The following is a 15,871-nucleotide window of genomic DNA, read 5'->3' on the forward strand; positions in this document are numbered from 1 at the left end:
TTCTTTCCGTGGTAGAAAGAATCCATGCAACGAGGCTTCCTCCCCGGTGACGTCCATGGCCGCACGTACCACCACCTGCGGGCCGCAGGTGTGAGCGTGGTCGTGGTGACCTCCGCCGAGCGGATGCCGCACCTGGTGCACTGGGGCGCCGACCTCGGGGACCTCGGTGAGGACGCGCTGGCCGCCCTCGACGTCGCGGCCGTCCCGCCGCTGACCCACAACACGTACGAGGTGTCCCGGGACGCGACCCTTGTCCCGGCCTTCCACGCGGGGTGGCTCGGACGCCCCGGGGTGCTCGGCTCGCGCCGCGGACGTGACTGGTCACCGCTCTTCACCGACGTGCAGCACGTGCGCGAGGACGCCGACCGCGCGCAGCGCATCGTCTCGGGCGCCGTCGACCCCGTTGCGGGCCTGGCGCTACGCCACGAGCTCGAGCTCGACGCCTCCGGCCTGCTGCGGCTGCGCGTCGCGCTGACGAACACCGCCGACGAGGAGTACGAGGTCAGTGCCTTGCGGGTCGCCCTGCCCGTGCCGGCGCAGGCCGACGAGCTGCTGGACTTCACAGGTCGCCACACCGTCGAGCGCGTACCCCAGCGCCAGCCGTTCACCATGGGCCTGCACGCCCGCGAGGTCCGCCAGGGCCGACCCGGGCTCGACTCGCCGTACCTCATGATCGCCGGGCGGCAGGGGTTCGCGTTCCGCTCCGGGCAGGTCTGGGGCGTGCACCTGGGGTTCAGCGGCAACCAGGACCTGTACGCCGAGCGCATCCCCAACGGGGCCCGCGTGCTCGGCGCCGGCGAGCTCCTGCAGCCGGGCGAGATCGTGCTCGGCGCGGGGGAGTCGTACGAGAGCCCCTGGGTCTACGCCTCGTACGGCGAAGGCCTGGACCAGCTCGCCGGGCGCTTCCACACCTACCTGCGCGCGCGTCCGCAGCACCCCCGCTCGCCGCGGCCCGTGCTCGTCAACACGTGGGAGGCCACGTACTTCGACCACGACCTCGCCCGGCTGACCGCCCTGGCGGACGCGGCGGCCGAGGCCGGGGTCGAGCGGTTCGTGCTCGACGACGGCTGGTTCGGTTCCCGCCGCGACGACACCAGCGGCCTGGGCGACTGGCAGGTCTCGCCGGAGGCGTGGCCGGACGGCCTGGGACCGCTCGTCGACCACGTGCGCGGTCGGGGGATGCAGTTCGGCATCTGGGTCGAGCCGGAGATGGTCAACCTCGACTCCGACCTCGCCCGCGCGCACCCCGAGTGGGTCTTCACGACCGGGGGCCGACTGGCCAGCCCGGCGCGGTTCCAGCACGGCCTGGACCTGACGCACCCCGAGGCCTGGGACCACATCCTCTCCGCGCTGGACGACCTGCTGTCTGCCTACGACATCGGGTACGTCAAGTGGGACCACAACCGCACCCTGGTGGAGGCCGGTCACCACCCGGACGGCCGTCCGGCCATCCACGCTCAGACGCTCGCGGTGTACGCGATGCTCGACGAGCTGCGGCGCCGCCACCCGGGCGTGGAGTTCGAGTCGTGCGCCTCCGGCGGCGGCCGGGTCGACCTGGGGATCCTCGAGCGCACCGACCGGGTGTGGGCCAGCGACTGCAACGACGCCCTCGAGCGGGTCGAGATCCAGCGCTGGACGCAGCTGCTGCTGCCGCCCGAGCTCATCGGCGCGCACATCGGCCCGTCGCCCGCGCACACGACGGGGCGTCGGCACGGCATGCAGCTGCGCGCGGGCACCGCGGTCTTCGGCCACCTGGGCATCGAGTCGGACCTGACGGCGCTGTCCGACGAGGAGACCGACGAGGTCGCCGCGTGGGTGGCGTTCTACCGTGCGCACCGCGACCTGCTGCACTCCGGGACGGTCGTCAACGTCGACCACCCGGACCCGGCCGTCGTGGCGCACGGCGTCGTCTCGACGGACCGCGACCAGGCCGTGTTCGCCGTGACGATGGTGCGTCGATCGGTGACGTGGCCGCCCGGGCCCCTGACCCTGCCGGGCCTGGATCCGGACACGACCTACACGCTCACCCTGGTGACGCCCGGCGACGGTGACGAGACGCGGCCCCTGCCGTTGTGGGCGAGCGACGGTGTCGCGCTCACGGGCCGACAGCTCGAGCAGGTCGGTCTCCAGATGCTCCCGCTGCTGCCCGAACGGCTGTTCCTGCTGCGCGCGGACGCCCTCCGCTAGCTGCCGATCACGACGAAGGAGTCCTGTGATGACGACCCTGCAGCAGACACCACCGCGAGGCCGCGCGCGCATCCCGCGGCGCGTGCGGCAGACCACCGGCGCGACGGCGGCCGCGCGTCGAGGGGACGCCCGGCTGGCCTGGATCTTCGTGGCACCGTCCATCCTCGGCTTCCTGGTCTTCGCCGCCTACCCGACGCTGCGCGGCATGTACCTGAGCTTCACCGACTACCGGGTGCTCTCACCGGCCGAGTGGGTCGGCTTCGACAACTACGTCAAGCTCGCGCACGACGCCCAGTTCTGGGGCTCGGTCGTCACAACCCTGTACTTCGTGGTGCTCACGGTCGTACTCACCATGGCGGTGTCTCTGGCCACCGCGGTGGTCCTGCACCGCCTGACCGCCTCGACCGTGCTGCGCAGCGTCGTGATCCTGCCGTTCCTCATCTCCAACGTCGTGGCCGCCGTGGTCTGGTCGTGGATGCTCGACGCGCAGTTCGGGATCGTGAACCTGTTCCTCGAACGGATCGGCATCGACGCCGTCGCGTTCCTGTCCGACCGCCACTGGGTGATCCCCGCGCTCTCGCTGATCACCGTGTGGAAGACCGCCGGATACACCACGATCCTGATCTTCGCGGGCCTGCAGACCATCCCGGTGCAGGTGTACGAGGCCGGCAAGCTCGACGGGGCCGGTGAGCTGGCGATGTTCCGCAGGATCACGCTGCCGCTGCTGCGGCCGATCATGGCGATGGTCCTCGTGCTCACCGTCATCGGCGCGTTCCAGGTCTTCGACATCGTCGCCGTGAGCACCAAGGGTGGTCCGGCCAACGCCTCGCTGGTCCTGCAGATGCTGATCTACGACAAGGCGTTCGGTCAGTTCGACTTCGGGTACGCCTCGGCCATGTCGATGGCCCTGTTCGCGATGCTCCTGGTCATCTCCTTCCTCCAGATGCGCCTGCTGCGCGCCGACGAGTCCGACCAGGGCTGAAAGGACACGGACGATGTCGACTCTCGTGGCACCCCACCGCTCCCTGATCACCCGACGCTCCCGCCAGCCGCGCCGACCCGGGCGGGTCGTCGCCTGGGTCTACCTGGCCCTGGTCGTCGCGGGCACGGTCTTCCCGATCTACTGGATGCTGCGCACCGCGCTGTCCAGCAACGCCGGACTGCTCGCCTCTCCCAGCTCGCTGGTGCCCGTGGACTTCTCGTGGGGTGCGTTCCAGCGGGTCCTGGGCATGCAGACCGGCGCCGAGGCCGTGGCCGAAGGTGGTTCGGGGGCATCGATCAGCCTTGCGCTGCCGATCCGCAACTCGATCATCTACGCCGGCGTGGCGACGTTCTGCCAGGTCTTCTTCGCCTCCCTCGCCGCGTACGCCTTCGCCCGGCTGCAGTGGCGGGGTCGCGACGTGGTCTTCCGCGTCCTGTTCACCGCGCTGATGGTGCCCGGCATCCTCACGTTGCTGCCGAACTTCGTGCTCATCAAGGAACTCGGGCTGATGAACTCCTTCGCCGGCCTGATCTTGCCGGGGGCGTTCTTCTCCGCCTTCAACATCTTCTTCCTGCGCCAGTTCTTCCTCGGCATGAACGGGGAGATCGAGGAGGCGGCGCTGCTCGACGGTGCCAGTCGGCTGCGCGTGTTCTTCCGGATCACCATGCCGCTGTCCGCGGGCCCCATCACGACGCTGTCGGTCCTGGGGTTCATCGGCTACTGGAACGACTACTTCTGGCCGCTGCTGATCACCTCGGACGAGTCCACCCAGCCGCTGACGCTGGCGCTGGCCGTGTTCAAGCAGTCCTCGCCCCAGGCGCAGCCCGACTGGGCCGGACTCATGGCCGCCGCGTTGTTCGCCGCGCTGCCCATGCTCCTGGTCTTCATGGTCTTCGGCCGCCGGATCGTCAACTCGCTGGGCTTCTCCGGCTTCCGCTGAGCCTGACCCGCACCACCCCGCTCGACCTTCCCTCGCATCGCAGATCGCACCACACCCCAATGAAGGAGTCACGGTGAACACTCGCAAGATCACGTTGGCCGCCCTGGCCGCGTTCGCGGTCATCGCACCGCTCGCTGCCTGCTCGGGCGGCGGCGACGACGGCGCGGCCGACGGCAAGACCCAGGTGACCTGGTGGACCTGGGACGACAAGCAGGCCCTCTCCTACGGTAAGTGCGAGCAGCCGTTCGAGGAGGCGAACCCGACCATCGACGTGAAGATCGAGCAGTACGCCTGGGACGACTACTGGACGAAGATCACCGCCGGGTTCGTGGGCGGCAACGCCCCCGACGCCTTCCAGAACCACCCGTCCTACTACCCGGAGTTCGCCGACCAGGGGCAGCTGCTGGCGCTGGGTGACTACATCGAGGCCGACGGGTTCGACATGAGCCAGTACGCCGTGGGGTTGAACACCTGGGGCGAGTACAAGGACGGCGAGGTCTACGGGCTGCCCAAGGACTGGTCCACGATCGCCTTCTTCTACAACACCGACATGGTGGCCGAGGCCGGCCTGACGGCCGACGACCTCGGCTCGATGACGTGGAACCCCACCGACGGGGGCACGTTCGAGCAGGTCGTGGCACGTCTGACCGTCGACGCGAACGGCGTGCGCGGCGACGAGCCCGGGTTCGACAAGGAGAACGTCGCCGTCTACGGCATGAGCACCCTCACCGGCGGCGGGATCAACGGTCAGGACACCTGGGCCCAGTTCGCGCCCACGACGGGCTGGACGCTGGCCGACGAGCAGAACTGGCCCACCACGTTCCAGTACAGCGACCCCGACTTCGTCGCGACGGCCGAGTGGATCATGAGCCTGGTCGACAAGGGCTACACCCCCGGCTACGGCGAGGTCACCGTCGGTACCGCCGAGCAGCTCGGCTCGAAGACCACCGCGATGGTGCAGGCCGGCTCGTGGAACGTGACCACGATGGCGAACCTCGACGGGGTCCCGGTCGCCACCGCGCCCTCGGTGATCGGCCCGGAGGGCACGCGGGCGGCGCTGTCCGGCTCGATGGCCGACTCGATCTGGGCAGGGTCGAAGGTCCAGGACCAGACCTGGAAGTGGATCTCGTACATGGGCACCGAGGAGTGCCAGACGCTGGCCGGCGCCGACGGCACGTTCCTGCCCTCGATCCCCGCGGCCATGGACGCCTCCGAGGCCACGCTCGCCGAGCAGGGCGTCGACCTGAGCGCGTTCACCGTCCAGCTCAAGGACGACACGCTGTGGGAGGCCCCGCTGTACAGCGGCGGCACGGAGATCGAGAGCGTCGTCAACCCGATGTCCGAGTCGTTCTGGTCCGGGGCCGCCGACTCCTCGATCTTCGCGGAGATGGACGCGCAGAGCCAGGAGATCCTCGCATCGAACGGCTGACACCCCGAGCGTGACGCGGAGCCCCGGGCGACCTGCACAGGTGCCCGGGGCTCCGTCTTCGCGTCCGACCTCTTGACCCTGCGACCGACACCCCTGGACCCATGAACCCCACCTGCACCCCCGCCGACGACGCCACCCACGCCCCGACGGTGAGCGACCGGTGGCGCCCTGCCGCGCACTTCACCGCTCGCAGGAGCTGGCTCAACGACCCGAACGGTCTGCTGCACCACGACGGCGTCTACCACCTGTTCTTCCAGACCAACCCCGACGGCAGCACCTGGGGCGACATCTCGTGGGGCCACGCCACCTCCACGGACCTGCTGACCTGGACCGAGCACGACATCGCGATCCCACGCACCGCGGACGAGCTGGTGTTCTCCGGCAGCGCCGTCGCCGACGTGCACAACACGGCGGGCCTGGCCGCGCCGGGGCAGACGGCGCTCGTGGCGATCTACACCGCGGTCCGGCCTGCTCGGGCCGACCGCCCGGGTTCGCAGGCGCAGGCCCTGGCGTACAGCGTGGACGGCGGCCGGTCGTGGGAACGGTACGCGGGCAACCCGGTGCTCGACATCGGGTCCGAGGAGTTCCGTGACCCGAAGGTGTTCTGGTACGGCGGTCCGGACGGTCACTGGGTGATGGTCGTGGCCGAGGCGGTCGACCGACGGGTCGCCGTCTACACCTCGCCGAACCTGATCGAGTGGACGTTCGAGTCACGCTTCGGGCCCGCGCACGCCGTCGGCGGGGTGTGGGAGTGCCCTGACCTGTTCCCGCTCACCGTGCGCGGCACCGACCGGACGCGGTGGGTGCTCGTCGTCAGCCTCAACCCGGGCGGCATCGCCGGCGGCACCGGCACGCAGTACTTCGTCGGCGACTTCGACGGACGCACCTTCACACCCGAACGGCTCTCGCTCTCGCAGGACCCGCGCGACCTCGACTGGCTGGACCACGGGCGCGACTACTACGCGGCAGTGTCGTTCAACGACGCGCCCGACGGCCGTCGGCTCACCATCGGATGGGCGAGCAACTGGGACTACGCCGCCCACACGCCCACGGGCCCGTGGCGCTCCGCCATGTCCCTCGCGCGCGAGCTGGACCTGGTGCGGGCCGTCGACGGGCGGCACCGCGTCGCGCAACGCCCCGTGCTGCCGGACGACCCGCGCGTCACCGTGGTCGACCTGACCGTCGCCTCGGGCGCGGGGGAGCGGACCGAGGTGGTGTTGAGCACCGGCGAGCCCGGCGGCAGCGAGCTCGTGCTCACCGTGGACGGCGATGCGCGGACGTTGACCTGCGACCGGACGCGCAGCGGCGACGTGGGCTTCCATCCGGCATTCGCCTCGGTGGAGACCGCACCGCTGCCGCCCGGCGACGCGACGACCACCGATCTGCGGATCGTGGTCGATGCGTGCGTCGTGGAGATCTACGTCGACGGGGGACAGGTGACGCTCACCGCGCTGGTGTTCCCGGACGCGCCGCTGGTCGCCGTCCGGGTCCTGCCCTCGCGCGCCCGCTGAACCAAACGCCGTAGCGACAGCTGCGATGTGCGCGTCGTCGATGGTCTGGTCGAGTTGCACCCGTACTCGAGCAGCTCGCCACTCTCGATGAGCGGCGCCATGGTCGGGTGCGCCCACAGGCGATCGCGAACCCCCGAAGACGACCTCTCGGACACGGCCAGGTCGTCCGGCGCAGCATCACGCCGAGCGAGAGAGAGGCGGTGTTCGTGAGGAGTGGCGCCTCGCCGGCGATCCACAGGGTGCGGTCGCCGACCATGGCGCACGCGATGCTCTCGTCGCCCGCGAGCGTGAACGGCTCCTCGATCACCTCACGGAGCGCGCCCGCGGTTCGTGGAGGGGCCGGGCGCTGGACGCGCCCGGGGCACGGTGGGTGTCGTCAGGAGGCGACGGGGGTGTACGTGACGAGGTCGGGCATCGGGGCGGGGCTCGGCGAAATACAACTGTAATCAATACAGGGGAGCATGAGCCGTCCGGTGTCCTCCGGGCGGAACCGTCTGAAGGTGCCCCCAGTGCCTGATCTTCCTGCCGTCGCCCGAGCCTTCCCGGACAACCGGCTGACCCCTGCCGAGCGGGTGCTCCTGAGCCGGGTCGCCGGGTGGAGCGTCGACCACGCCGCTGAGTTCGTCGCCGACCTGACGCGCTGGGTCGCGGTGCCGAGCGTCGTCGTGAAGGGGGAGGTGGACGCGGGTGTGCCCGGGGCTCCGTTCGGGCCGGCCGTCGCGGACATGATGGCATTGGCCGCGCGGACCGCGGTCGGGTACGGGCTCGCCGTGCACGAGCACGACGGCTACGCACTGTCCGTCACCACCGGCGCAGGCGTCGTCGAACCTGAGGGGGAGATCGGCCTGATCGGGCACGTGGACGTGGTGCCCGCCGGTGAGGGGTGGGCCTCGCCGCCGTTCACGTTGACTCGGATCGGTGACGTCGCCGTCGGACGCGGGGTGGCGGACGACAAGGGGCCCTCACTGGTGGACCTGTACCTGCTGCGGGCGCTGCGCGATCTCGATGTGCCTCTGCGGCATCGCCTGCGTCTGGTGCTGGGCGGCAGCGAGGAGACGGACATGGCGGACCTGCGCTGGTACGCCGCGCACGGGCCGGTGCCGCGCGTGAGCCTGGTGACCGACGGGCCGTTCGGCGTCAACCACGCGCAGAAGGGGTTGCTCGGGGTGACCGTCACGGCCTCGTGCGGGCCGGTGCTGGCGACGCTGGTCGGCGGGGACGCGCCGAACTCGGTGCCGGACCGGGCGACCGTGCTGCTGCCGGGGACGGCCGTCGAGGTCGAGCCGGCGGTGCGGGCCGCGGCCGTCCGGGCAGGTCTGGACCTCGGCTGGGTGCAGGTCGACGCGGAGACCCAGACCGCGTGCCGGGTCACGGTGCGCGGGGTCGCCGGGCACGCCGCCTTCCCCGAAGGCACCCGCAACCCCGTCCCGCTGCTCGCCACGGTCCTCGCCGGGTCCGGGATGCTGGGGCCCGCGGACCATGCGGCGGCGCTGCTGGTCGCCGAGCTGCTCGCGGACCCCGCAGGCCGGTCGGCCGGGATCGCCGCCTCCGACACGAGCGGGGCCCTGACGCTGAACGGCGTCGTCGCCTCCGCCGTCGCAGCGGGGGAGACGTCCACGATCCGGCTGCGGCTGGACGTGCGCTACCCGGCCACCGGCCGCGGTGACGACGTGCTCGACGGCCTCGCGGCGGCCCTCGCCCGGCACGCGGCGGTCGGCGCGTCCCTGACGGACGTGACCGACGACCCCGGCTACCACGTGGACCCGGACTCGCCGGAGGTGACCGTGCTGCAGGAGGCGTTCAACGACGTGCTCGGCACGCAGCGCCGGCCCTTCGCGATGGGTGGCGGCACGCACTCCCGGGTGCTGCCGCGGGCGATCACCTTCGGTGCCGACTACTGGTGGCTGCCGGAGGGCGCGGCGGCGGTGGACGGGCCGGTGCGCCTGCGGGGGGTTCCGGCCGACCGGGGAGGACCGCACGCGGTGGACGAGAGCGTGCCGCTCGGGCACCTGCTCGCAGCGCTGCAGGTCTACGCCGTGGCGGTCGTCCGGCTGGACGCCGCGCTCGCGGCCACCGACGACGCCGCAGCCGCGGAGGTGGCGCGATGAGCGTCCTCGCCGAGGCGCTGCGCACCGAGCAGGTCGGCGCCGCCGAGGCCACGTACCGGGTGCGGGTCACCGAGCACCCGGTGGTGGTCGACGGTGCGACCGTCGGCCACGTTGTGGCGACCGGCTACGAGGTGCTGGTGGACGGCGTCCCCGATGCGGCGCGGCCCGTCGTGTTCCTGTTCAACGGCGGCCCGGTGGTGGCCTCGATGTGGCTGCACCTCGGGGGGCTCGGCCCCCGGCAGGTGATCGTGCCGACGGACCTGGGGGCGACCTCTCCGGCGCTCGAGTCGCAGCCCGACAGCCTGCTCGACGTGGCGGACCTGGTCTACCTCGACCCGGTGGGCACCGGGTACGCGCGGCTGGTCGAAGGTGCCGACCCGGCGTCCGTGCGCGGGGTGGACGCGGACGCGCGAGCGGTCGCCGGCGCGGTGTCCGACTGGCTGGAGGGCGGGCGGCGCCTCGGCAGCCCGGTGCACCTGGTGGGCGAGAGCTACGGCACGGTGCGCGCGCCGCTGGTCGCCCAGGTGCTGCTGGAGCAGCCGCTGTCGATCGCCTGCGCGGGGATCGTGCTGCTGGGGCAGGCCGTGACGATCCAGGAGACGGCGGAGCGGCCGCGCAACGTGGTCGGCCATGTCGCCGCGCTGCCGTTCATGGCGGCGGCCGCCTGGTTCCACGGCCGTCGCGGGGTCGATGCGCCCGGTGGCACCGGGGCGACCCTGCCGGAGGTGGTCGAGGAGGCGGTGGCCTGGGCGCGCGAGCGCTACCTACCGGCCCTGCACGCCGGTACCCGGCTCTCGCCAGACGAGCGCGAGCGGGTCGTGGCGGGCCTGGCGGCGCGGACCGGGATCGCGGTCGACGAGTGGCGGCGCCGCCGGCTGCGGCTGACGAAGGAGGAGTTCCGCACGCTGCTGCTGGCCGACCGCGGTCTGGTGCTGGGGCGGTACGACGCGCGCTACGTCTCGCCGGCGAGCGAGGGTCCGTTCGACGTGGACGCCTCGACCGACCACGTGAGCCCGGCGTTCGTCGCCGCGGTGGTGCGCTGCTACGCGGAGCTGGGGGTGCCGGCCGACCGGCGGTTCAGACCGGCGGACGAGGACGCGTTCGGCGCGTGGTCGTGGTTGCCCGGGTCGGCGGCGCACCGGTTGGAGGCGAGCGGGACGCCCAGCCCGTTCAACGTCTTCGACTACGCCGCGGTGCTCGAGCACCTGATGGCGCAGCGGCCCGACCTCCGGCTGTTCCTGGGCACCGGGTACTTCGACTCGCTGACCACGGTGGGGGCGGTGGAGCACCTGCTGGCGCAGGCCGACCTGCCGTCGGCCCGGGTGGTCCGCCGGGAGTACGCGGCGGGTCACATGATGTACACCGACCCCGCGTGCCGTGCCGCGCTGGTGGCCGACCTCAGGGTGTTCCTCGCGCGTCACGGGGACGAAACACGGACCGCCTAGGCTATTCACCATAATCATTTGAGTGATGCGCTCGTGAGGCAGGAGATAGCAGGTGGAACCACGCACGCGTGAGGATCTGGACCGGATCCCCGGCTACCGGCAGGGTCGCTCGGCCGGCGACGGTGGCGCCCCGAGCCACAAGCTCTCCTCCAACGAGAACCCCTACGACCCGCTGCCCTCGGTGCGGGACCGGATCGCCGAGGTGCTCGGCCGCATCAACCTCTACCCCGACATGGCCGGAGCCGTGCTGGTGCCCGAGCTCGCCCGCCTGCACGACGTCGACCCCGCACGCATCGTGCTCGGTGCCGGGTCGGTCGAGGTGGTCTCCCAGCTCATCCGCGCGACCACCGGCCCGGGCGAGGAGGTGCTGTTCGCCTGGCGTTCCTTCGAGGCGTACCCGCTGCTCGTCGTCTCGGCCGGGGCCGAGCCGGTGCAGGTGCCGCTGACCGCCGACCTGGCGCACGACCTGCCCGCCATGCTCGCCGCGATCACCGAGCGCACCCGCCTGGTCATCGTCTGCAACCCGAACAACCCCACCGGCACCACGGTCGGCGCCGCCGCGCTGGAGGAGTTCCTCGACGCGGTGCCGCGCGACGTCGTGGTGCTGGTCGACGAGGCCTACCGGGAGTTCGACACGTCGACCGACCGGCCGGACGGCGTGGCGCTGGCCAGGCAGCGGGACAACGTCGTGGTCGCGCACACCTTCTCCAAGGCGTACGGCTTGGCCGGCGTGCGGGTGGGCTACGCGATCGCGCCGCCGGTGGTGGCCGACGCGATGCGCAAGGTCGCGGTGCCGTTCGGCGTCACCGGGCTGGCGCAGGCCGCCGCCGCGGCGTCGCTGGAGGCGCAGGGCGAGCTGCTCGACCGGGTGCTGGCGCTGGTCGCCGAGCGCGAACGGGTCGTGCGCGCGCTGACGGCCCAGGGCTGGGACCTGCCCCCCACCCAGGCGAACTTCGTCTGGCTGCCCACCGGCGAAGCCACGGACCGGGCGGTCGAGGTGCTCGAGCGGCACGGCATCCTGGCCCGGGCGTTCCCCGGCGAGGGTGTGCGGGTGTCCATCGGCCGCGACGAGGCCAACACCGCCGTGCTGGCCGCCTGCGCCGAGATCCTCGCGGGGGTGACGGCATGACCACCCCAGCGAGCACCGGCCCGACGGGCGCGAGCCCCCAGCCGCCCGCCGACGAGCGGGAGGTCGTCACCTCCGCCGACCTGGTGCTGACCACCCCGGCGGGCGACCTGTCCTACCGGGCCGACGCCGGCCACCTGCTGGTCCGCGACGGCGCCGGGCAGCCGCTGACCACGATGTTCTACGTCGCCTACACCGCGACCGGTGACGCAGCGAGCCCGGACCGACCGGTGACCTACCTGTTCAACGGCGGTCCCGGCTCGGCCAGCCTGTGGCTCAACGTCGGCGGCTTCGGCCCGCGCCGCCCCGCGCAGCGCACCCCGCACGCCACCCCGCCCGCGCCGTACGCGATCGAGGCGAACACCCGGTCGCTGCTGCCCACCAGCGACCTGGTGTTCCTGGACGCCCCCGGCACCGGGCACTCGCGGATCCTGGACGGCGTCGACCCGGCTCGGGTGTGGGGCGTGGACGCCGACGCCGACGTGTTCGCACGGGCGATCCTGCGGCACCTGGCCGTCACCGGGCGGTGGAACTCCCCGCGCTACCTGTTCGGCGAGTCCTACGGCACCACGCGTGCGGCGGTCGTCGCGCACCGGCTGCAGAACACGGGCCTGGACCTCAACGGCGTCGTGCTGCTGTCGACGCTGCTCGACTGGACCGCGAACCTGCCCGGGGCCGACCAGGGCTTCGTCCACCTGCTGCCGACCTTCGCCGCCACCGCCCGCTACCACGGGCGTGCCGGGCACGCCGAGCTGGGCGACGCGGCGTTCGACGCGGCGGCGATCGACTTCGCGCAGGGGCCGTACGCGGCCGCGCTGCAGCGCGGCGACGGTCTCGACCCGGCCGAGGAGGCGCGGGTCGCCGAGGCGATGGCATCCCTCGTCGGGCTCGACGCCGGCTACCTGGCCTCCCGGCACCTGCGGGTCGGCCTGGAGGAGTTCCGCGCCCGTCTGCTGGCGGACGAGGGTCGGCTGATCGGCCGGTTCGACACCCGGTTCGTCGCCGAGCACGCCTACGTGGTGGGCGGTGGGGCGACGGACCCCGCCACCGACGACGCAGCCACCGCCGGGGTGACCTCGGCGCTGGTCACCACGTTCGCCGACCACCTGGCGCACGACATCGGGTACGTCTCGCCGACCGCCTACGTGCCGCTGAACAACATGGTCGTCGAGCCCGCGTGGGACTGGCGGCACCGGGCCCCGGCGATCGACGAGCCGATGCCGCTGCCGAACGTCGCGCTGGACCTGTCGGCGGCCATGCGCCGCAACCCGCACCTGCGCGTGCTGGTGCTCGGTGGACGGTTCGACCTGGCGACGCCGTACCTCGGTGCACGCCACGACCTGGCGCACCTGTTCCTCGGCGAGCGGTTGCGGGCGAACGTGACCGTGCGCGCCTACGACTCGGGGCACATGGCCTTCGTGGACGACGCGGCGCTCGCGGCGATCACCGCGGACGTGAGCGCGTTCCTGCAGGGCGCGTGACGTGCGCGCAGGTGCACTGCCCCCAGGCCGCCGCTCAGCGGGTGGCGGCGGTGCGGTGCGCCCGCAGCACGGTGGCGAGCTCGTCCGGGTCCTGGCTGCGGATGGCCGCCACCAGGTCGCGGTGCACCTGCAGCCGTTCGTCGGACGTCGGCTCCAGGCCGATGACGCCGAGGGTGACGTCGGTCTGGCTCTCCGCGGTGATGTAGTCGACCAGGTTCCGGTAGAAGGTGCGCAGCACCACGTTCGGCGAGATCTCCGCGATCCGGCGGTGCAGCCGCCAGTTCGGGTGCAGCCCGTCGGACGGGTGCGCCCAGGTCGTCTCGAGCTCGGCGAGCAGCGCGTCCAGGTCGGCCAGGTCGGCCGCGGTGCGGTGGCGGGCGGCGTCGTGCAGCACCGCGTCGTCGAGGGCGTCGAGCACCTCGACCACGTCGTTCACCGCGGTGCCGGCCTGCCGCAGGTCCAGCACCTCGTAGGCGAGGCGGATCAGCGGGGACTGCGCCGCGACGAAGATCCCGCCGCCGGGCCCGGGGCGGACCTCGACGGCATCGCGGGCGCGCAGCACGCGCAGGGCCTCGCCGAGCGTGGCCGGGGCCACCTGGTACTCGGCGCACAGCTCGACCTTGGTGCCGATCCGGTGGCCGGGCGCCCAGCCCTGCTCGCTGATGCGGCTCTGCAGGTCGTCGGCCACGTAGTCGGCGGCGGACGCGGCCGGGCGGCTGCGGGGGCGCGGCGTGGTCATCGGGGTCTCCCTCACGGTCCTGCGGCGAGCCGGCGGTAGCCGGGTCGGTCGGGCAGGGCGCCCGGTTCGGGTGACCTGTCTTCCCAGAACAGTACTGATCAATACACACAAATGGTGGCGCCGGCCCTCGGGTCGGCGGACGAGAGGCGAGTGACATGACGCGACAGACCGGTGGCCAGCTCCTGGTGGCCGCGCTGCTGGCCCAGGGCGTGACCGAGGTCTTCGGCATCCCGGGCGTGCAGCTCGACGCGGCGGTCGACGCCCTGCACGAGCGGCAGGACGTCGTCCACTTCACGTGCGTGCGCAACGAGCAGGCCGCGACCTACATGGCCGACGGCTACGCCCGCAGCTCGGGCCGCGTCGGTGTCGCGATGGTCGTCCCGGGCCCCGGGGTGCTCAACGCGCTGGCCGGCCTGGCCACCGCCTACGCCACCGGCTCGCCGGTGCTGCTGATCGCCGGGCAGATCCGCTCGGACCAGATCGGTCAGGGGTTCGGCGTGCTGCACGAGCTCCCCGACCAGACCGGCGTGCTCGAGCGGGTGACCGGGTGGACCGGGACCGCGCGCCGCGCGGCCGACATCCCCACCCTGGTGGTCGAGGCGTTCCGGCGGCTGCGCTCCGACCGGCCGCGGCCGGTGGCGATCGAGGTGCCGCCCGACGTGCTGGCCGAGGTCGTCGAGGACGTCGCGGTCCCCGCCCGGGTGGTGCGCACCCGCACCGCCCCGCCCGCCGACCAGGTGGCCGAGGCTGCCCGGCTGCTGCTCGCCGCCGAGCGTCCGCTGCTGTACGTGGGTGGCGGGATCCGGGCCTCGGACGCCGAGGCCGAGCTGGTCGCGCTGGCCGAGGCGCTCGAGGCACCGGTGCTGGTCAGCGAGAACGGTCGCGGGGCGATCGACGCCCGGCACCGGCTCGCGCTGGACTCGCTCGCGCTGCGCACGCTGCGCAAGGACGCCGACCTGGTGCTCGCCGTGGGCAGTCGGTTCGTCTCCACCTTCGGCACCCGGGTCGACACCGGCGATGCGCCGGTCGTCCTGGTCAACTCCGAGCCCGAGCACCTGGGCGGGATCCGCGAGCCGCGGCTCGCCCTGCGCGGTGACGCCCGGGCCACGCTGGCCGCCCTGGTCGCGGAGGTGACGGCACCGGGCCTGCCGCAGCGGCCGTCCCGGGAGGACGAGCTGGCGGCGGCCCGCGCGTGGGTCGCCGGCCGGCTGACCGAGATAGCCCCGCAGTGGGAGTACCTCACCGCGTTGCGCGAGGTGCTGCCCGCCGACGCGGTGCTCGTCAGCGAGTACACGCAGATCGGGTACGCGGCGAGCCTGTGCCTGCCGACCTACGGCCCGCGCGGCTACCTGGGCCCGGGCTACCAGGGCACTCTCGGCTACGGCTTCGCGACCGCCCTCGGCGCGCAGACGGCCGACCCGGACCGTGCGGTGGTCTCGGTGAACGGCGACGGCGGCTTCTCGTGGACCCTGCAGGAGCTGTCCACCGCCAAGCGGTACGGCCTCGCGGTGGTGACGATCGTGTTCCGCGACGGGTACTTCGGCAACGTGCGGCGGATCCAGCGCGACTCCTACGACGGCCGGGTGTTCGCCAGCGACCTGACCAACCCGGACTACCCCGCGCTCGCGGCGGCCTTCGGTATCCGGGCCGTGACCGTGCGGGACCCGGCCGGGCTGGCGTCGGCGGTGGCGGATGCCCTCGCCTCGCGTGAGCCCGTGCTCGTCGAGGTCCCGGTGGGGGAGTTCCCCTCGCCGTGGCACCTGATCCACGAGGGGTTGCCCACGCCGGCGCCGCTCGCGCCGGGTGCCGACCGGGTCGCCCCGTCGCGCTAGCCGCCGGCCGTCAGCGGGCCGTCAGCGGGCCGTCAGCAGGCCGTCAGCGACGGCCCGGCCACGGGAAACCTGCACGACACACCACGGATAC

General features: G+C 72.7%; 11 protein-coding genes. 10 read left to right on the plus strand and 1 reads right to left on the minus strand.

Translation table 11 applies throughout. From position 1 onward, the window contains the following. The first annotated feature begins 24 nt into the window (after positions 1–24). The 9 genes from BKA22_RS14075 to BKA22_RS14115 all read left to right on the plus strand — a co-directional run bounded on the left by BKA22_RS14075 (position 25) and on the right by BKA22_RS14115 (position 13,209). On the plus strand, positions 25–2,187 hold the full coding sequence (locus BKA22_RS14075; protein ID WP_146953025.1) for an alpha-galactosidase: 2,163 nt from the start codon (positions 25–27) through the stop codon (positions 2,185–2,187). Positions 2,188–2,215: 28 nt separating this feature from the next. Further along, entirely contained in the window at positions 2,216–3,169 is a 954-nt protein-coding gene (locus tag BKA22_RS14080; RefSeq protein WP_146953024.1) for a carbohydrate ABC transporter permease, read from the plus strand. Positions 3,170–3,182: 13 nt separating this feature from the next. Continuing rightward, positions 3,183–4,109: a carbohydrate ABC transporter permease gene (locus BKA22_RS14085; RefSeq protein WP_146953023.1), complete on the plus strand. Its 927-nt coding sequence runs from the start codon at positions 3,183–3,185 to the stop codon at positions 4,107–4,109. A gap of 73 nt (positions 4,110–4,182) precedes the next feature. After that, complete coding sequence (locus BKA22_RS14090) at positions 4,183–5,538, plus strand: ABC transporter substrate-binding protein (RefSeq protein ID WP_179561789.1); 1,356 nt, start codon at positions 4,183–4,185, stop codon at positions 5,536–5,538. A 101-nt stretch (positions 5,539–5,639) separates the two neighbouring features. Continuing rightward, a complete protein-coding gene (locus BKA22_RS14095) occupies positions 5,640–7,049 on the plus strand; it encodes a glycoside hydrolase family 32 protein (RefSeq protein WP_146953021.1) in 1,410 nt (469 codons plus the stop codon). Between the two features lie 509 nt (positions 7,050–7,558). Continuing rightward, a complete protein-coding gene (locus BKA22_RS14100) occupies positions 7,559–9,157 on the plus strand; it encodes a Sapep family Mn(2+)-dependent dipeptidase (RefSeq protein ID WP_179561790.1) in 1,599 nt (532 codons plus the stop codon). Continuing rightward, positions 9,154–10,602: a S10 family serine carboxypeptidase-like protein gene (locus BKA22_RS14105; protein ID WP_146953019.1), complete on the plus strand. Its 1,449-nt coding sequence runs from the start codon at positions 9,154–9,156 to the stop codon at positions 10,600–10,602. The genes BKA22_RS14100 and BKA22_RS14105 overlap by 4 nt, the downstream gene beginning before the upstream one ends. Before the next feature lie 52 nt (positions 10,603–10,654). After that, entirely contained in the window at positions 10,655–11,731 is a 1,077-nt protein-coding gene (gene hisC, locus BKA22_RS14110) for a histidinol-phosphate transaminase (RefSeq protein WP_146953018.1), read from the plus strand. Continuing rightward, positions 11,728–13,209: a S10 family peptidase gene (locus BKA22_RS14115; protein WP_146953017.1), complete on the plus strand. Its 1,482-nt coding sequence runs from the start codon at positions 11,728–11,730 to the stop codon at positions 13,207–13,209. Before hisC ends, BKA22_RS14115 begins: the two co-directional genes overlap by 4 nt. A 34-nt stretch (positions 13,210–13,243) precedes the next feature. Here BKA22_RS14115 and BKA22_RS14120 read toward each other — a convergent pair whose 3' ends face one another. Next, positions 13,244–13,948 (minus strand): FadR/GntR family transcriptional regulator, encoded by a 705-nt coding sequence (locus BKA22_RS14120; RefSeq protein ID WP_146953016.1) that lies wholly within the window; start codon positions 13,946–13,948, stop codon positions 13,244–13,246. Between the two features lie 155 nt (positions 13,949–14,103). Between BKA22_RS14120 and BKA22_RS14125 the strand changes: the two genes are divergently transcribed. Continuing rightward, complete coding sequence (locus BKA22_RS14125) at positions 14,104–15,780, plus strand: thiamine pyrophosphate-dependent enzyme (protein ID WP_146953015.1); 1,677 nt, start codon at positions 14,104–14,106, stop codon at positions 15,778–15,780. The last annotated feature ends 91 nt before the right edge of the window (positions 15,781–15,871 follow it).

The organism is Cellulomonas soli, assembly GCF_013409305.1.
GTDB lineage: Bacteria > Actinomycetota > Actinomycetes > Actinomycetales > Cellulomonadaceae > Cellulomonas > Cellulomonas soli.